At 40.5% G+C, this 19,758-nt stretch carries 8 protein-coding genes; 3 read left to right on the plus strand and 5 right to left on the minus strand.

Annotated elements, in window-relative coordinates:
* Positions 1-317 precede the first annotated feature (317 nt).
* The 4 genes from DKG80_RS21105 to DKG80_RS07185 form a co-directional block, all read right to left on the minus strand.
* Entirely contained in the window at positions 318-2,030 is a 1,713-nt protein-coding gene (locus tag DKG80_RS21105; RefSeq protein ID WP_162555740.1) for a hypothetical protein, read from the minus strand.
* 519 nt (positions 2,031-2,549) lie between these two features.
* Complete coding sequence (locus tag DKG80_RS07170; protein ID WP_162555741.1) at positions 2,550-9,485, minus strand: PKD domain-containing protein; 6,936 nt, start codon at positions 9,483-9,485, stop codon at positions 2,550-2,552.
* Positions 9,486-10,193: 708 nt separating this feature from the next.
* Positions 10,194-11,105, minus strand: coding sequence for an SH3 domain-containing protein (locus DKG80_RS07180; RefSeq protein WP_109830633.1), 912 nt, complete (start codon positions 11,103-11,105; stop codon positions 10,194-10,196).
* Between the two features lie 198 nt (positions 11,106-11,303).
* Positions 11,304-12,359, minus strand: a complete 1,056-nt coding sequence (locus tag DKG80_RS07185) for a hypothetical protein (RefSeq protein ID WP_109830634.1) — start codon at positions 12,357-12,359, stop codon at positions 11,304-11,306.
* Positions 12,360-13,460: 1,101 nt separating this feature from the next.
* Here DKG80_RS07185 and DKG80_RS07190 point away from each other — a divergent pair.
* The 3 genes from DKG80_RS07190 to DKG80_RS07200 are packed head-to-tail and all read left to right on the plus strand — an operon-like array spanning position 13,461 to position 14,983.
* Entirely contained in the window at positions 13,461-14,297 is an 837-nt protein-coding gene (locus DKG80_RS07190) for a CPBP family intramembrane glutamic endopeptidase (RefSeq protein WP_109830635.1), read from the plus strand.
* A gap of 7 nt (positions 14,298-14,304) precedes the next feature.
* Positions 14,305-14,775 (plus strand): hypothetical protein, encoded by a 471-nt coding sequence (locus DKG80_RS07195; protein ID WP_109830636.1) that lies wholly within the window; start codon positions 14,305-14,307, stop codon positions 14,773-14,775.
* Between the two features lies 1 nt (position 14,776).
* Positions 14,777-14,983: a helix-turn-helix domain-containing protein gene (locus tag DKG80_RS07200; RefSeq protein ID WP_109830637.1), complete on the plus strand. Its 207-nt coding sequence runs from the start codon at positions 14,777-14,779 to the stop codon at positions 14,981-14,983.
* Positions 14,984-15,374: 391 nt separating this feature from the next.
* Here DKG80_RS07200 and DKG80_RS07205 read toward each other — a convergent pair whose 3' ends face one another.
* Entirely contained in the window at positions 15,375-19,646 is a 4,272-nt protein-coding gene (locus DKG80_RS07205) for a hybrid sensor histidine kinase/response regulator transcription factor (RefSeq protein ID WP_109830638.1), read from the minus strand.
* Positions 19,647-19,758: the final 112 nt, after the last annotated feature.

Here is a 19,758-nt window from a genome sequence, read left to right on the forward strand (position 1 = left end):
TGGTTTACTTTTCCATTCAAGGTTTTTTACTTCTGAAAAAAGGAATGATTTCTTAAACCAAGGTCGTAATCTGCTTTTTATTGTAAGTTTATCGGACGATACAATAAAATAATGATCCCCCCGACTAAAAATTAAATACAGGATTAAATTAATTATGAGAAAAAGAACAACACTTTGAGCAATAGTGTGTTCTCGTATGTTGTAGACGTATATGGTCAATATATTTAAGCTAATTAAACATACTAAATAGAAGAAAAGGGTTGCATTTTTCGGGTGAAATTTTGTCATTGATTTTCTTTATTTGTTGTTTTTTAGATCTACTTCTTTATATCTGAAAATGCTGTGTAGACGTTAATGGCATCAATCGTTAATGAACCAGCTCTTACAAGTTCATTTAAATTCTCCCCAGTTATATTTTCTTTTATACTAGATAATGAAAAACCAACAGCAGTTATATCATAAACAAGTCCTGCTTCATCACCTAGATTTTCAATGAGAAATCCTTTTACGATCTTGTACTCTTTATCACTTTGAAAAATACCTTCCTCAATTGCTTCTAATGTTTCGTAGCCACCTGATATTTGATCCAAGCTAAAAGCAAGTCCAGCTAAAGCTACCATGTTCTCCGTGAAAAATGATTTCGCAGATGTAGAGATACTTGCGGCAGAAAATAAAGCGCCTAAACTGCCACCAGCAATTTGAAGAATAGCACCATCCTTACCTTTTCTAGCATCTTGCTTATATTTAAGAAGCTTTTGCTCTTTTTGAAAAGCTATTTTAAAAGCCTCTTCCCTCTGAGCATTTTTTTCTTTTTCCTTTCGGTCTTGGCCATTAAAAAGTAAAGTATCATACTTTTTAAGAACCTGATTTGCCTCACTTTTTAAATCTTTGAATTGTTCTAGAGCAGCTTGTCTATCAACATTAAAAAGATCGATTAATTCATTATTAGCTCTATGAGAATCAAATCTGTGAATCCCGTCTTTTCCTTTGATTATATAGTTCTCTTTTAGTACTTCGTTGTAGAAGTTCTTGAGTTTACTATTAATAAAATCTGGAGATCTCATTTTCCCATCAAACTTCCTTGGTTCGGTTACAATAAGCGAAGGTATTCCTTTAATATCTCCTTTAGAATCATTGCTAATATCTTCATAAACCTCCTGTTGAGAATTCCCTTGCTTCAGTTTATCAACATGAATAAACCTATCTAACCTTTCAGCATAGTAATTATCCACGTTCTTATCCGAGGAGCTTGAAGATGATTCAAGAACCAATTTCATTTCTTTGAGTAGATTTTTATCGGCTCTTTTAAGATCAGCATCTGACAACTGCTCCATCAGTGAATCGACTATTTTAGTACGACCCCTAGGTTCGGATACTTCTAATATCGAGTGTATAAGCTGTGGGTTGTTCGAGATATTTCTTTTTAGAGTATTTGCGAGCCTAGGCAGATCTGAGTATTTATCTAATATGCTTCGAATAGGTTTCTCCTCTGTAGTATTCGCTTTATCTACACCTTCTGTTAATTTTTCAGATGCTACTTGAGGCTTCAATTCGTTTTGAGAATCCTTTTGCTCCGTCTGAGGCGATGGTGATAATACCTCTTTCTTTCCATCCTCGTTGGTTTTCTTGACAGACTGGCTAAGGCTATTAGCATTATCTGAGGCTTCTTGGTTCACTGGGCTAGCCGCTGCCCAGACACTCTTAAATTTCTTTACAGATCTAGTATTCTTTGAGACTTCTTTGTCTTGTGGAGTATTGGTTTGATTTAAACCAAACCTAGCTCGTTTGATATTCTCTGGATCTGCTGCTGCTTTAGCATATCCTGGTTGCCTTTGCATTAACATTATATCTTTCAAAGGATTACCTGCCGAATTAGGTATATTTCTCTGTAAAGCATTTGACTGCTGTGCGATTTGATTTTGCAAATTCAGTTGGTTAGGTGTTGTAGGTTGATTTTGTTGGTTTTGGTTTTTGTTCTGTCGATCGATAAACATGCGGTGTCCGTCTCCACTATCTCCTCCGTCTGCCATTATATAAGGTCTTTTTTAGTTAATTATTATTTTAAGTAGGGACAATGATACTAAATCATTTCTGAATTACACTTAACTACTTTTAGGTTTAAGTAATAAAGCAAACTCAGTTAAACTTCGCCTCAAACAGACTCAAACGGCCCTCCGAAACATTCATACACATAATACGAGGCTTTCGGGTCTTCCCGAAAGTGTGCTGCAAACAGTGAGAAGCTTTCAGGTCTTCCCGACGAGCTCTAGCGAGCTGCAGGAAGGTTTCAGGTCTTCCCGACGGGTCCCTGCAAGCTGCAGGAAGGATTCTGGTGGATCTGAAAGTCTCCTGCAGGCTGCAGGAAGCTTTCGGGTGGTTCTGAAAAGGTGCTGCAAGTTGCAGGGAACTTTCAGATGAAACCTGAGCATCAAACTCAGCGGTGAAAGTGCAAATGAAAAAAACCTCACAACCAACTTCCCTATGGAAGCTGGTGTGAGGTAAACTAAATGAATGAATGAAATAAATGGGCTCTCGCCCTTTGACTAAGACTAAGTTTTTATAAAGCGAAATAGAAGTACTTGTTCCCCTCTCTTGAGTCTGATGAAGTAGACTCCTGATGACAGCGAGTTTACATTGATCACCTGTCTACCGTTTTCACTTCGCAGTGCTACATTATACTTGTGACCCGTCGCATCAAATAGCTGGTAAGTGGCATGCTCAAGATCTTCGGCTTCGATGAATAGATGATGACTGGTGATCGATGGATAAATCAAGATACTTTCATCCTTCAAAGGTTCGATTTGTACTTGACGGGCATTGCTACTACAAGATGGCGCTGTGGTGCTGTTGGTGAAGTAGAGGGTAAACCCTCCTGTCTTCGATACCATCACAAAATCACCTCCAACTACATTGACATAGTAAGCTCCATCTAGTCCCACGAACCCTGTGCCTGACAGTGTGATATCTGGTGAAGAACTTCCAAATGTATGTGTGGCAGAAGCAGCTAAATTGTTCCACCAGCTAGGCTGTCCATTGTTGGTAGACATGGATAGCTGATGCAGACCATTGTTAGCTTGGTTCCAATTGATCGTAAAGTTGGTCACATTGGACAAGTCAGGACCTCCAGCGCCTAGTACATGTATATGGTTATAAGCGATGTTTTGTATAGACGGTAGCGCTGTAGATATTGGCGTCCCAAAATTGCAATCACCTGGCGATACATTGTCCTCAGCTGTGATGACCATCGTGATAGCGTCTGTTCCTCCGTTGCCATCTGATACGTTCAGCACTACAGTGTATGAGCCAAGAGTTGTGAAGGTATGAGACACGGTGACTCCTGTACCTGTGGTATTGTCTCCAAAGTCCCAAGCGTAAGTCAAAGCATCTCCGTCTGGATCGCTACTGCTACTAGCATCAAAGGACACGGTCAATGGCACTGTGCCGGCAGTGACGGATGGAACAAATGCAGCGATAGGATTGGAATTGATCGGTGTATCGCTTGACTGTATCTGAACTGTCTCGGTGTCCACTCCCCCATTACCGTCGTCTACGGTCAAGATGACATCGTATATTCCTGCTAGGTCATAAGTATGATTGACCAATGCTCCCGTACCCGAAGTACCGTCTCCAAAGTCCCAAGTATAAGTCAGCGCGTCTCCGTCTGGATCACTAGAGGCGGATGCGTCAAAGGACACATCTAGTGGTATGATACCAGTAGTAACAGATGTCGTGATTCTAGCCGTTGGCAGGTTATTGACCAAGGGATCAGTCGCCGTGACAGTCAGGGTTTTGGTAGTAGTCGCTCCCTGATCGTCAGTGACGGTAAGCACAACTTGATACGAACCGGGTACATCGTAGCTATTGGAGGTCTGAGCGGTGCTGGCGGTAGTTCCGTCTCCAAAATCCCATGCATAGCTGGATATAGTGCCGTCTGGATCTGAAGATAGACTTGCGTCAAATGACACTTGTAGCGGTGCATCTCCTGTCAAAGCGGTGGTAGAAATAACTATCTGAGGCTTCAAGTTGACCGGCGTTGAGTTTCCAGGTTCCAGCCCCCATACCAACTGCCCTTGATAGTAGAGCGTGGTTTGGATGTGCGGCTTGAATGACGACTTACCTCTATCATATGAAAAGTCGTTGGTCTGATCCTGAGACTGATATCCAGCATGGTGCAGCCGCATCTGTACGGAGCCTGATTTGCTATTCGCCGAAAGGCTGGCAGAATTAGCGAAAGCAATTTCTATATAATGCTCGCCATCGGTAGTCACTCCTGATGTACCGGACACGCCTGAGATCGCAGAGTAATCGGCGTTGAATTTTAACCCTCCCGAGTGCTCTGGGGTGTACCAATACCGAACTGCGAAATCACTATATGGAATGGCGGCTGATGAATCATTGACTAGTCTAATGACTGGTTTTATCTCTGCACCTAATGGAGAAGAAGAGTTATTATAATACTCTACTTTGAATGGCGAATCTGGAAGATTGGCAACTGCCTGATCTACAGTGACGGTAATCGAGGCTTCTGGCCCTGTGAGTGTACCGCTTGCATCTGCTAACGCTAGTTTGATCTCATGCTGTCCATCTGCCTGACCTGTCACTGGTATTGGACTGAAGTCAAAGGCACTGGTGAGCAAGACATCGTCTAGATAGCACTTCACATGTTTTCCTCCGGGCTGAATATCCCAATCAAAGGTTGAAAATTCAATGTCAAAATCTGGCCCAAGGAGACTTCCGTCAAATGGATTTTTGAACGATACAGTCGGGCCAGTCGGCAATGGATCATCAGTGACGATCACAGTGAGCGTATCGGTCAAATCCATCGGAAAGTGGTTACTTCGCTCCATCTGTAGTGTCAAGGTATGAATTCCTTCACTCAAACCTGCCCCTGTACTGAACGAACCTTCGGAAGTGATCAGTCCTCGATCTGACCCATCGATTCTGAATCGAAGCTTGTAGAGACCAGAAAACAAGTCCCAGTTTTCCGTCACAAAACTGACGTCAAATGGCGTATTGACCAATACCCCGTCAGCTGGCGAATCAAAATAGATATCTGCGCGTGAAGCGATTGGGGTTTGGGCGTCTCCACCATGAAGTGTCCAAAGTACCGCTGCATCGAAGAGCTTCCAGCCGTCGTCAGTCAACAAATGCATGAACTGATCTCGCAGTGGGAAGGCGACTCGTCTGGAGACAGCAGATGAACCGCTTTCATATCCAAAAATGATGGGCTGAGTACCTGCTGAGGCTATCACGATGGCATCTTCTTTGGGGGCTCCATACGGCAACTTCTGAACGATGCTGTACAGCTCGGCCGAAGCTCCCAACCCTGCGGCCATTGGGTGAGTGGGTTGGTTGATGGTTATTGTCTGATAACCTTCGGAAGTAAAACCATTGTCTCCTGTACCTCCTGGTGCTGTCAATCTTACTCTATTGTATATGTAAGGGTCCCAAGTCATGATCGGTACTACGGAAGATTCTATGTCACTTCCTAGTACATGTGGGTCTACTGTCACAGAGACCAATACAAGGTCATAGGGGTTAGTTTTGGCTGGCGAACTGGCATCTTCATCATCCCACACGTGCATGTTGAACCCGTACAATTGTTCCATTCGGCTTTTTACTCGCTGGTCATCTCTGGATAGGTCTTTGTCTCCTACAATAAACATGACGTCGATGGCTTCTTTGAACTGAACATTGATTTCTGGAGTGACTGAGGCGGTCTTACCATTGTTATAGTACACTTTGGCAGAAAGGCCGTATTGCTTCCAAATCACTGGCTCCCATGTGGATGTAAATGGAGCTGCAGTAGCTGAAGAGACCAATTCGTTGTCTATGAAGTATTCAATCTTGGTGACTCCGGTGATACTGGTATTCACTGCCAATTCCACAGGCGCTGATTTTGTCAACTTCGTACCATCGACAGGCGAAGACATTTCTAGCGTAAAATCATTTGAGACGCTTTGGTCATCTCCATCCAGTTGACTGAGATAGGCCACAAGGTCGTTTAATTGGCTTTGAGTCAGTGATTGTGCGTCGCTATGTCCTTCGGTGGCGTTACTAGAGGTCAATACTTCTAGTAGTGTCGCTGCGGAACCATCATGCAGATACGGTGGCGTATTCCAGATACTCTTGAGTGTAGGTACATCTAGACCGGGTAGAGTTTTGCCCATACGAAGACCACTCGTGCTAGTGATCGTACCTACATCGTGTACTCGACCTGTAGGACTATCGGTGAAGGCATCGCCTGAATGACAACTGTTGCAGTTCAGCGTCTGAAATAGTGTCTTGCCTGATAGTGCAGCGGCTGTCATGGAGCCATCATTGTTTTTATATGGACTTTTGTCAAAGTCGGATAGGGATTCTACATAGGCGGCGAGGGCATCCAGATCCACGGACTTACCAGCCTTGGGGTCTCCTAGCGTCAATGAGGTCGTACCTTCGATAAAGTCGGCGTTGCTAAGGAATCCTGATCCGTTGAAGTGAAAGCGTATATCGTTTTCAAAATCCTGAATTTCATCAAAATTAGCACTCCAGTGTACGCGACCATGTGCAGTTCCGGCGCGTCCTCTTAGGCTGATTGTATTTCTCAAGCCTTCTCCTCTATCCGTAAAATCCCAAACTCGACCGTCTTCTGCTCCGTCTAGGTGACAGCTGGCACAGCTAATGTATCCATCTGTACCCATTCGTTGGTCAGCGGCATTGTAGAAAATTTGTTTTCCTGTGAGTACTTGACTGGTCAAGAGTTCCGAACCCACAGTGGAAACTGTAGCCAGTTTGGATATACCTACCGTACCCGTCTCTAGCATACTTTGGGCATCGAATATGGTGACCGTTCGATCCATGAAGTTTTTTACAAAAATCTTTTGAGTCACAGGGTCAATGATTAGCCCCTGTGGTGCGAGACCTACCTCTTCGGTAAATAGCTCCAATCCTTTCTTGGGATCAATGGCTATCAGGTGATTATTACCTTGCATGGTTACAAACAGATAGTTTCCTGTCGGGGTGAACATTGCCGCCGATGGCTGGCCGTGGTTATCAATATCCATTCGCTCTGTGACCGTTTCAGTGGCTGTATTCAGATCAAGCTTGCTAATCGCTGTTCGCACCGAGTTGTCAAAAGTCATGGCTTGACCGTCCCTTGCCAGTCCTCTGAGGATGTTGTCCTTTTTACCCACGGTCCACGCAGTATTGTTGTAAGGATGAATAGATACCCCTGTAATGTAGTTGGGAATACCTCGTGCTTGATTGCCATTGTCTATGGTGGTATCGTCTATGGGCAAGGTAATGGACGCTTTGAGGGAGAAGTTCGATGTGTTGACTTCCCATACATTTCCTCCACTATCTGGAGATATCAGCTGCGTGACCAATAGCTGCGTACCATCTCCGCTAAGTGCTAATGCTCTTGGTCCATTTCCTAGCGTCAGGCTGGAGCCAATCGTATTGGTACTTCCGTCTAGCTTGGTAACTAACCCTGCACCAAACTCTGACAGGTATCCTTCTACTCCATTGTGATCAAAGACTACACCGTACGGTGATGCTCCACGACTGAGTGGTATTGACTTGACGAATACGCCTGCGGTACTGAGAATATCGATCTGATCAGCATCTCGACAAGCTACCCATGCTTCGCCCTCTGCGTCTATGGCTACACTTACTGGGTCTTGCGCTACGGGAATTTCTTTAATCTTCGCATGCGTATCTGCATCCAGCATGGTCACAGAGTTGTTGTCTGGATTGACTACCCATACAATTCGATTAGCTGCATCTATGGCTATTGGACTGGATTGGGAAGGCTTAGCGACTGGGATCGAATTGACAATGGATACTGATTTGGTGTCTACTGAGAACCCACCATTGTTGTCAGATATTTGTACTTGTATTTTAAAATTGCCGTCTTGTAGATAAGTATGATTGACCGAGGCTCCACCCCACGCAGTCTTGGGCGAACCGTCTCCAAAGTCCCAACGATAGCTCAGTGCGTTGCCGTCTGGATCTGTAGCATTTGCACTAAATGACAACTGATTTCCTACTAGCGCTGGGAACGATGTGGTGCTGGTAATACCGCTGACGATTGGAGACTGATTACTGCTGTCTCCTCCCGTCGTGAAATAGTAGATGTATTCTTCCATACCATTTCCTACAGCGTCTTTGATTCCTCCTTCTACAAACTTCACTTCATAGGTAGTATTGGGTAGTAGAGGTTGTCTAGGTGCGTAGTTTATCACTTGATACGAAGTAGAGCTAACGTCGGCTTCTATCGGGCTGCCGCCGAGTGGACTGACTTGGATATTGGCATCATTAAGTGTAAGATCGTCTAGCACTTCATTGATCACAAAACCTAGTGTGGTGGTCACTGGCTGATTGATATCTCCGGATTTTGGGAAGTGAAATCCTACTGTCGGAGGTTTCAGGTCGAGTCCGTCTTGGTGTGAAAAAATGGAGGTCTTCCCGTCTCCACTCGCTACTACTATATTTCCTATTGGCATCCACTGATTGTCCAATAGCTGTAAGGTCTCGTCTGTAGAAGGTGGAAAAAATTCCTGCTCGACGCGCATCTCTTCGAAATTGTATTTTACGCCTCGGTCAAATCTGCCTGTGAAGCCAAATTCGTCTTGGAATATCATGTACCTCCCTAGCGTAATATCGTCTGATGAGATATTGAAGCCGTGGGTGACATTGGACGGATCACTAATATCAAATGCGACTAGATTATCTCCAGCATTGCCACTCATATAAATGAGGTAATTGCGCCATAGTTGTATCCCTGTACTATACTGTTCGTGTGGTATATCAGATCCAAATGATCCTAGAAACTTGACATTCATCGGGTCTCCTAGATCGAAGACTGACAGATCTCCTGTCTGTGGTACAAAAAACACATAGTTGCCCAATCGAACTACGATATCTGGCTTACCAATAGAAACGGGTATATCACCCAAGGTAGCCCCTGATCTCATGTCGTATACGGTACCTGACTCTATGGTATGTGGAAATGTTTCCAGCTTGTCATATCTATAGTTGCCATCCAAGACTGTGTAGAGTACATCTGAAGAAGTGATGGGCTTGTGATCGAGCATATTGGATAGGTCAAGGTATCGGTAGGGTGTGCCCGAAACTTCTGGAACGGAATACTCTCTCCAAAACAGGTCTCCTATCTTGTACCACCTGTGTCCGTTATTGGCTTTTTCGCTAAACTTCAACCGAGTAGGATCTGTAGGATTAGAAATATCCCAAATACCTGTTCCTGCTTGTCCTGAAATCATCAGGTAGTTTCGATGATAGGTATTGATACGGTCTCCTTCGGGAAAATGACTTAAGAAAGTTCCTGCCGGCCATGTTTGCTTTTGCAGCTCTGGCCCTGCTGTACCATCTGGCACTAGTGCCAAGTGCTTGAACGTCCATCCGGCTAAAAGCGGAATGCATAGCAGTGCAGCCCATCTGACAATGGATCTGACACCAATCCTGAGTTGTTGATGTAATCTCATAACTTTCATCTTATTTATTCATGGCATCATTGCCCTATAACTCACCATACAAAATCCGCTTCTTATCAGGTGATTCTCATCTGCTATCGTCGGTCCCTCTGATCGCCTGAATCTGCTTCTTTTTAGCTGAAATGAATTTACCAAGGAGAGCTAATTTTCGCTTGTACTATTGTCCCAATGATCATAAAATCTGTGTCAGAGGACTAAAAAAGGGCTAAAGCAGAATAAAAACTACCGATCTTAGTGTGGGTATTCTGTTCTATTAAGTGCACATTCTATCTGAGATCTGAACGACTCTGTTCGTTTCGAAATGAAGCTTTATTACGAAGAGGAATGACGTTGCACTGTGTCTGTGTAAAATAGGCTGTGAGATCCCAGATAATTTCCCGACCTATCGGTCTTGGTAATTTCTGGGATGACGACCGATCAACCTACAATCAATCAAACCGTCATTCCAAATATCAATTTTGCGATAGCACGAATTGGTTATTTGGGATCTATCTAACGTCATGGGTAGGCAAGGAAGGATCTATCTGAGAATGGCTCAGTCTTTTAGAATGGTACAGGTTCTTTCCACAGTTAGTGCGACTTGGGAACTATATTTCATAATCCCAGAAGTTTTTCTCAAATCAGCAGAAAAAGCTATCTATAATTTCATACTTCTAGCTCGTTTCGAAACAAAACAGAAAGTCTAAACGAAGAGTAAGATCAACAACAAATTCCAAAAGCAAACGCAGCAACTGGCATAAGAATCGTTTCATCATTTGTTGGCGAACTTAGGTACAGAATATAAGAGCCTCCATACCCTGTATCAAATATAAAATCATCTATACCATCCCCATCTAAATCTCCCTTCCATTGAATACTTTCTATTTTTCCAACTGGAGTTCTAATTCTCTGTTTAAGTGTTTTCCAAACGATGAGTAATTCACCTTCATCGTTAATTTTATACTCTGATGATAGTAAGTCTGCATCAGGGTTTTCTTGCTTAGAAAATGAGCCTAAACGAAATGAATCTTTGATTTGAACATTATCCTTTAGGTCTAACTCCGTACCAAACATGAACAAAGGCTGAATATCGGATTTTACGTATGTTACAAAAGTTGATATTTCACCATCTCCAAAATAGTGCAGTAGTTGTACCTTTTTAATCAAAAACCCGCTATCCTCTTTATATACGCCAAACCACTTTATTTTTGGATTGGAATTCACATAAACAGAACAAGCGTCACCTGGGAAATACAACCCGAAACTTTCATCAAAATCAGATTCTCGAATATTTGAATTAAGTGAAATAAATGAACTATAAACATAGCCTATTACTCCTTTGTATAATGCTTTGACCCATTTCCCTTTTAAATATATCGATGTTTGATTTCCTTGATAGTCTATGAATCCATGAGCTTTTACAGAGTCTGTATGCTCTGTATATTCAATGACTTTAAATGACTTTAAGAATGGAATTTTATATATAACCTTTGAGTTTAATGTAGGAGATGTCCTAAAATTTATTCCAACTGGAGCAATAACCTTAGCAAATTGTTCTTGCTTGTAGGTTTGAGCTTTTAAATGTTCATTTAAAATCAAGAAGAAAAAGAGACTTGCAAATATTACCCTCATAGATTTAGATTATTTGATATTATTCTGATTAACCATGACAGTTGTGGGCCGTTTGTTATGTAGTTTATTTCTGTACGAATATAGTCTAACCTTCGATTCGACTAATACTTTTTTGATTTACCATGAAGCTTATTTTAGATTCGAAAGGGATTTAACGTTTCCTTTACTTCTGAAACGCCGTTCAGAAATCATCGATTGTTATTTACTTCTTTTATCAAGAATTTGCTGAGCAGCTTCAATGGCATACTCTGCATAATAATCATCTCTTTTGATTATTTCTTCCAGTTTTCCTGTTTCATAGTCTTTGAATTTGTCTAGAAATTCTTGTTTCTTAGATTCCTTCCTATTGGCTTTTTCTTTTTTCTGTTTGGAAGTCAGTATTTCGAAAGAAAGTTTAGGGTACAAAACCTGCTCAGTTTGATAGTTGTGTTGAATTAAGCTCACAAGGTCCATAGGAGAAATTGTTAAATGCGTAATTATATAGTTCCCCTTTCGAGATTTAATCAGGGTGTAAGTATGTTGATCAAATACCCGTTGGTCATCAGGTGTTTTTATGATTTTAATAGAAGTTATCTCTGATTTATGTATTTGATGAATTATGCCGTTTCTATCAATGATCAATTTCTTTTCCTGTGGTAAGTAGTTTATTTTTTGTCTACTATCATTGTTCCAGTATGAAAGGTTCAGTAAAGTACTGGGAAGAATTGCAACTAAACAAAGAAGCGTAAGAACTCCTATCATGGTTAGATCATAGTTTTCAGCAAGAGTAAAGATCGTTATTGGAACAAACATGAATAACAGAGGCAAGAACATGTCTCCTTTTTCCCTAGAAAACTCAATTTCAACTTTCTCAAAATCCTTAACACTCTGGTTAACATCAAATAGCTCAAGAGTTTCATCAATGGAAGAAGAAAAAAATTGCTCAATTAATTCGTTCACCGAAATACTTGATCTTACATCGAACGAGTCATTTGATACACTTAGGCTACCACATTTATCATCATTTTTATAGTAAACATAAAAACCGTAACTATTCAAAGAGGAAATTGATAAGAAGTGTTCGTCCGATAAGTAAAAATAGATAGTTGGAGAAGTTGAAGATAAATTTTCCTGTCGGCGTCGTTCTACTTTTTCATACTGCTCCTCCCAAGGGAATTCTGAGTAAAGGGCAATTGCAGTACTATAATTTAAATCGACTTCTCTTTTCTCAATATGTTCAGGATCAAAGTCGGCATTTTGGTATCCAAAGGTCATGTTCAAATAGGTCAATTCGTATTAGTTACAGTATAATACCAGAATTGATGACAATATCACCAATTCACAATGGATTTGTTATTTATAGTATCAAATTTTTGTCTTATCGTAAAGGCTACCAAGAATTAAGGCAAATTCAAATAGCCACATTAATCGCTTCTTACTTCGAATACATGCTATGAATAGATTAAATAGGTTATCTGAAGCCTTCTGAAGAATGACTCGAAATTTAAAGTGAAACCACCTACTATATTCCGTAACGAAACACTAACTGTTAAAACAATTGGTGCAATTATAATATGACTTTCATAAAACATGTGTTTCCGAATAGATTCCGAAAAAATATGCGTAAAACATTTTTAAAAAAAATTATGCGTGGATGGTGTCAAAAAGAATATGCGTAAAAAGGTTTTTGAAAAAATTATGCGTGACACGAAAAACGTTTTACGCATAAAAATTTGAAAAATTATTTTTTATGCGTGACCACCTAGTGCATAAAAATATGCACAACCATCCTACGCATAAAAATATGCACGACCCCTTTACGCATATATGCGTGGTTGTCTTTTGATAATATGCGTAAGTGAAAAAATTCAATCACGCATAATTTTTTGCAGACGAAAAAAATATGCGTAACCGAAAAATCTTTTCACGCATAATCTAACCCACGATTGATTTCACTTTTCTATTGAATCTGATTAGCAGACTGAAGTTCCGACTACTGAGCATTCGTCATCTTTATTTGATTAAAGATCTATCTCTGGATCGTATAGCCCTTTGGAATGGTACGGATTCTTCCTATCGTCAGAATGACTTGACAACCACTTATATCATACGGGCATCCATTATGTTCTAAGTCTTTTGAAGACTAGCTTTTCACCTTCAATTTTGAGCATCGTTATACAAGAAATGAAAACAACAAAGTCACCCCTGCTCTATCCGTTTAGCTTCAATTATCTAACCAATATCTGAAACAGATACTCTTTCCAAACAACGATCAAAAACAATCGAACTTGATACTTGCTATCAGCTTAATATTTTTAAAAAATTATTGTTTTTCAATAATTATTAATACAATTGTTATCGAATAACGATAATAAAATGACAAATAAGTTAGATTCTCCAAAAGTATGGTTCATACTTTTAGCAATAGTAATTCAGTTCATTTTGATGCAAGGATCTCAGATTCTGTTAATTGAAATAATACAATTAATAAATCCGAATATAGACCGAATGAACCCCACCGTATTCATACCTATTAGAGTCTTTGGTCACATTGTTGGAATGCTCGTTATACTTTTGGTTGCCTATCTAATCTCATTAAAAAGAAGAATATCATTAGGTAAACAATTCGGACTTCAGTTCCCCCCTTTACTCAAATGGCAAGTTTTCATTCTTGGTATTTCGTCACTGGCCATTGCATCTCTGGCAGGAAGAATCGCTCAAGCGATGTTTGGCTTACCAGAAATTGAACAAAAAACCCTGTCTTTCTTAGAACAGCTAAGTCCTTTAACAATGGTAGTTCACGTTTTAATCACGGCTCTATTTGCAGGTTTTTTCGAGGAGATTACTTTCAGAGGTTTTATTCAGAGGCACTTGAGTAAGAGAGTTGGCGTGATTTGGGCTATATTGATTTCGGGCTTGATGTTTGGTTTGGTTCATATTGCTCCATACGGAATCGTATTGTCAACTTTGATGGGAATATGGTTTGGGATAGTAGTCTGGCGAGTAGGTTCGATATGGCCTACAATATGGGGGCATATTTTTATCAACGGCTTTAACAGTTTCTATATGTCAGGCAAGTATGTTTTGGGTTTTCCGGAAACCCCTTCACTAATTTTGCAATGGACATTAGGGGTAATATCATTTTCAGCATTACTTTATTCTATATGGCTTTTATGGAGAACCAGTCTTCCTCTTTCAGAAAACACTAAATAATTAGCAGATGGACAAAATCAAATTCCTCAGTCGTTCACTATTGATTGTAAATATTTTACTCATAACCGCGTTAGTTGCTCAAATCATCATTTTTGTTATTTCTGGTCTAATAGATCCAGGTGTCGTTGAAGACAAAATGTTTGGTATCTTTCATCATTTGATCCAAGCCATACAAGTATTTCTACTACTTATTGGACTGTGGAACGTACAACAAGGGCTGCAACGGATGGTGAGGTCTGGTTTGTACAATATAGACACTCAAAAAAAATCAAGAAAGGGAGGTACATTATTAATTTTGTTTGGAATGGTGAGTATAATACTCAATCTAATTCGAATATCAGAAACCAATTTAAGCGATCTAGTTGGTCATTTGGTTCAAAATGTTTTCACAGGTTTAGTGGGTATAGGTTTGCTAGTATTCTCTGAATTTGTAAAAAACGGAATTGTCCTTAAAGAAGATGTTGATTTAACAATATAGCATGCCGATAGTCGTCAATCTGGATGCCATGCTATCCAGAAAAAACATAAAGAGTAAAGAGCTAGCAGAAATAATTGGAATAACCACTGCAAACCTTTCAATTCTAAAATCAGGAAAAGCTAGAGCGATAAGATTCTCAACGCTTGAGGCGATTTGTAAAGCATTAGACTGTCAACCTGCTGATATCTTAGAGTTCGTTGATGAATGACAGTTGACAATATCTCTTGTTGTTTTGGAGTCTACTCAGAGGTACTCGATAAGTTATTTAGAAAGCAATTAGTTCAAGAGCCGAGGTAACCCAGCTACTATTCATTCATCTTATTGACACACGGAAAGACTTATCTGCGGATCGAATAGCCTTTTGGAATGGCACAGATTCTTCCTATCGTCAGAATGACTTGACAACCACTTATATCCTACGGTCATCCTGACGCAAGGAAGGATCTATCAGCACATCATAGCAGTGCTTACTCTGACAAATTTCCTCCTAGTACCTCCTCACGATAGTTGTTTTTAGTTCCCTATTTACTAGTCAAAATGTAACGATCTTACCGACCTAAAGTCCAATATTTTAAACCTAAAGGGTTACAGACCAACGGCTACACTACTTCTAGTGATGCTGACTCATTATATTCTGTTGGGCATACATTGAATCGTTTTCGGAAGCAGGATGTAAAATAGGCTGGGTCTTTAAACCCTACCATGAAGGACAGTTCTTTTATGGACACCACATTTCTCTTGAGTATATCAGCTGCTCGATCTATTCGGTAGTTTCTAATTACCAAACTGACCGAGGTACTTGTACAGCTTTTGACTTGGCGATATAGCACCGAACGACTCAATCCCAATTCTTGAGCCAAAATATCTGGGGACAGTTCAGGATTGGTTATGTTCTTTTCTATTATTTCATACAGTTCCTTGACAAAGGTTTTGTCCTTCTGTGAGTTGAGTATTTCTTTTGGGATGATGGGAGCCTCTTCATATTTTACTTTTAAGAGCCTTTGTCGAGCTATCATATTCGACATCCTTGCTTGAAGTATATCGATGTTAAAGGGTTTAGCGACATAGTCATCTGCTCCATGAGACAATCCATCTAAGATGCTTTGGTTTTCAGTTTTAGCAGTCAACATGACTATCGGAATATGAGCAGTCTCGGCATTCTCTTTAAGAGTTTTACATACCTCATTCCCATTTTTACCGGGCATCATGACATCACAAAGAATCACATCTGGCAAGTGACGCTCTGCCATTAATAAACCCTCATCACCATTTTGAGCTTGATGAACGTGATAATACTTACTGAGACTCGAATAGATATAACTTCGAATGTCCTCACTATCATCTATGACCAATACACTTGGTCGATCTAGAAGAATAGAAGTGTCTTTTGGTATCTCAATGGTTCGTAGATTGGTAGGCATTACTGTATCTCCAACGGCAATAGGCTCGCTTTTCAACAGTTCATGTTCGAGATATTGTTTAGCATCTATCGGTACCCAAACGATAAACTTATTGCCTTGTTCTTGATGACTATCCAGATGAACATACCCTTTATGAATCAATGTTAATTGTAGTACCATAGACAGGCCAATTCCTGTACCTGGCTCGTCAGTATCTGTATATTTGGATTGATAAAATCTATCAAATACTCGATCCTTCAAATGGTCAGGTATTCCTTTTCCATTATCCTCTACACTGATACGTAAGTATCGATCCTCTTTATTATCCGAGAGTTCTACCTTCTTAGCTAGAAGAGTGTCTTTTCTAGGTCTGGTAAGTTCGGCTGAGACGGTAATCTCTCCATTTTCTGGTGTGAACTTGACAGCATTGGAGATCAAATTATAAAGTACTTTTTCAAGTTTATCTCGATCGACAATACCGCTAGTTTCTTTCTTGATGGAGATGTTCAGCAAGTACTGTATGTTTTTTCTTTCTGCTTTGAAGACAAAGCTCTTATAGATATGTTCTACGAAAGTACTGAGGTCAGTCTGCGAGGCTCGCAGCTTGGTAAAACCTGCGTCTAATTGATAAAAATCTAGGAGCTGATTGACTAGCCGCAGGAGTCTGTTAGCATTTCGATCAATGAGATTGAGCATCTCATTCTGTCTTGAGTTATCGATCGCATGGCGCTTCAGCTCTTGCAGTGGCCCCAATATAAGTGTCAAAGGAGTACGTAATTCATGGGATACGTTCGCAAAAAAACGAATCTTCATCTCATCTAGCTCCAGTTTATGACTTAGATATATCCTCTGAAGTACTGACCGTCGAATCAATGCTACAAGTATGATAAATACTACGACGTATAGGATATAAGCCCATGTCGTCTGCCAAAATGGTGGCAAGATTTTGATACCTAGTCTGGTAATTTCTTTATTCCATATCCCATCATTGTTGGAAGCCATCACCTTGAATGTATAACTACCCGGAGGGACATTTGTAAAGTTGGCTTCTCTTTGATTTCCAAAATCAATCCACTCGTCTCGAAATCCATCGAGCTTAATTCTATAATTGTTTCGAAGGGGATTGATGTAATTAAGTCCTGTGAAGGATATGGAGAAAAAATTCTGATCATGATTCAAGATTAAATCTGTAGTAGCGGCTAGATGTTTATCTAAAATTCCTAATTCGTCTCCTGGCAATACTTCTTTTCCAAAGAGTTTGAACTGGGAAAGAAAAACAGGAGGCTTGAAAGTATTGTCCCTGATCTGAATAGGGAAAAAACTGGTGAGACCATTCTTCCCTCCGAAATGCAACTGCCCATTGAAACTTTTGAAACTGGCTGTGGGGAAAAACTCGTTGGACTGAAGTCCGTCTTCTTCGTAGTAGTTTTTGAATAGTAGAGAGTCAAATACAAACTTTGACAAACCATTATTCGTCCCGATCCATAGCGAACCTTCATTGTCTTGCTCTATCGACCTGATTGAATTATTAGGAAGACCGTCTTTGGTGGTGAAAACTTTGAATCCTCTTAAGGAATCCAAGTACAGGTTTAGTCCATTGTCCGTTCCTAGCCAGATTCTACCTTTTAGATCTTCAAAGACTACACGGACATTGTTGTGACTCAAGTTGCTGTTTTCTCTGAAAAAGGAATGGAAATCTTCGGCTTCGGGGTACAATACGCTGATCCCAGTGACAGACGCTGCCCAAATTCGATCGTGGGTATCCACCATTACATCGTTCACCCAGTTGCTAGACAACGTATGGGCAAGGTCTGGATAGACTGTTTGATACTTCGTGACTTTCTCTCGTTTGTCATAGCAGACAATTCCCTTACCATGAATGGCTAGCCAAAGATTCCCTCTGCTATCCTCCGCTATCGCTCTCAGGTCATTGCCTAGTATACCGCCCAGTGCTACAAAACGACCATTGGCTTCATCATATCGGTGTAATCCTTTTTCATAAGTCCCAGCCCAAATTGTGCCTTGCTTATCTTCATAAATAGTAAAAACTGATCCATCGTCACCGACTTTTAGTGTGAGTGCAGGACCATAATGTACTTTATTCTGGTCTTGGATCAAGTCTATTCCCGAAGTGTAATACCCTATCCATAACCTACCTCTAGAATCTTGATGAAGGGTTGAAATTCGGTTCTTGGTCAATAATGAATGATCGCTGGACGTGTGCTTATAATGTTCAAAAGGTTGACCATTGATCCGTATGTTCACTCCTCCCTGATAAGATCCAATCCAAAGATTTCCTTGATTGTCTTCATAGAGTGTACTCACCGTTTCTGAAAGTAGGCCTTTGTCATTGTTGGGTGTAATGGTGTATTGGTTAAAACTGTTGCTAATCGAATTAAAAAGCCCAAGTCCTTTATCGTTACCTATCCAGAGATTGGATTTTTGATCTTTGAGTATACTCTTGATGTCATTGGATGCCCAGTGGATTTCATATTTTTTGATGTCATTGTTTTCTAGATTCAATCTATTGAGCCCACCACTTTTGGTACCTATCCAGAGTACTTTATCATCAAACAATAGACTTGAAATTTCATTGGAGCTAATTTTTGAATTGGACATATCTAATCTTTGATGAACCTTACCATCGAAGAAATAAAGAAGACCGTCTTGTTCTGTCCCTATCCATAAACCGCCTCGTTGGTCGGCCTTTAGTACCCGTATGGCTTGTCCAAAATTGCCTACTTCACAGGCACTAATAATCTGATGAAAATCAAAAGTATCTCTATCTGTTACGTGCTCTTTGAGGTATTGACCAAACCAATGTTCATCAATAAAAACAGTGTCAACCAATTCAGTCAATGCGGCTCTCAATGATTCTGGCCAATTGATCTGACCGGCATACGCAACGGTCTTTGGTGTGATTTTCAATATCCGCTGATAGAGAAACCGCTCGAATTTTTCTTCTTGACGACAGAATTTATTCAATCCCATCATAGTAGCTACCCATAGGTCACCTCTGGAGTCTTCAGTGATCGAAGTGACGTAGTCGAAGTTGATGGAATGGGCATCATAAATGTCAAAATGGTAATTGTGAAATGTATTTGTTTCTCTTTCGTATCTGCTTAGACCATTGTTTTCGGTTCCTATCCACAATTGTCCAAACCGATCTGTGTATAAACAGGTGATGGAATTGTCTGGTAAACTTTTAGGGTTTTCGAACTCATTCCGATAGGTCTGAACTTGATATCCATCGTAGCGATTGAGACCGTCTACGGTTCCTATCCACAGAAACCCATGACTGTCTTGCATAAAACATGTGACGTCACTGCTTGAAAGACCGTCCGACTGCGTCAAGTGAGAAAACTTTAACTCGGCTGTCTGGCTCTTAGTTATTCGTGGCAATATGCTTACTGTAGCACATAGTAGAATAGCGCGCACTAACACACTATTGCGTTTAAAAAAGGTTGACATAATTCAGCTGGTTTTAGTTGGAGGTGCGTATGCCCCTCTTCCATAGAAGATACTAGATTTTTATCTGCTTCCCCAGCTGTCAAGTGACTATGTCATGTATTGATGTATTTAC

Source organism: Reichenbachiella versicolor (assembly GCF_003171675.1).
In the GTDB taxonomy this organism is placed as follows: Bacteria; Bacteroidota; Bacteroidia; order Cytophagales; family Cyclobacteriaceae; genus Reichenbachiella; species Reichenbachiella versicolor.

Excerpts from the sequence above, each read along its gene's own strand:
- DKG80_RS07200 (WP_109830637.1), top strand. The coding sequence starts at position 14,777 with ATGCCGATAGTCGTCAATCTGGATGCCATGCTATCCAGAAAAAACATA.
- DKG80_RS07195 (WP_109830636.1), top strand. The coding sequence starts at position 14,305 with ATGGACAAAATCAAATTCCTCAGTCGTTCACTATTGATTGTAAATATT.
- DKG80_RS07205 (WP_109830638.1), bottom strand. The coding sequence starts at position 19,646 with ATGTCAACCTTTTTTAAACGCAATAGTGTGTTAGTGCGCGCTATTCTA.
- DKG80_RS21105 (WP_162555740.1), bottom strand. The coding sequence starts at position 2,030 with ATGGCAGACGGAGGAGATAGTGGAGACGGACACCGCATGTTTATCGAT.
- DKG80_RS07180 (WP_109830633.1), bottom strand. The coding sequence starts at position 11,105 with ATGAGGGTAATATTTGCAAGTCTCTTTTTCTTCTTGATTTTAAATGAA.
- DKG80_RS07190 (WP_109830635.1), top strand. The coding sequence starts at position 13,461 with ATGACAAATAAGTTAGATTCTCCAAAAGTATGGTTCATACTTTTAGCA.
- DKG80_RS07185 (WP_109830634.1), bottom strand. The coding sequence starts at position 12,359 with ATGACCTTTGGATACCAAAATGCCGACTTTGATCCTGAACATATTGAG.
- DKG80_RS07170 (WP_162555741.1), bottom strand. The coding sequence starts at position 9,485 with ATGAGATTACATCAACAACTCAGGATTGGTGTCAGATCCATTGTCAGA.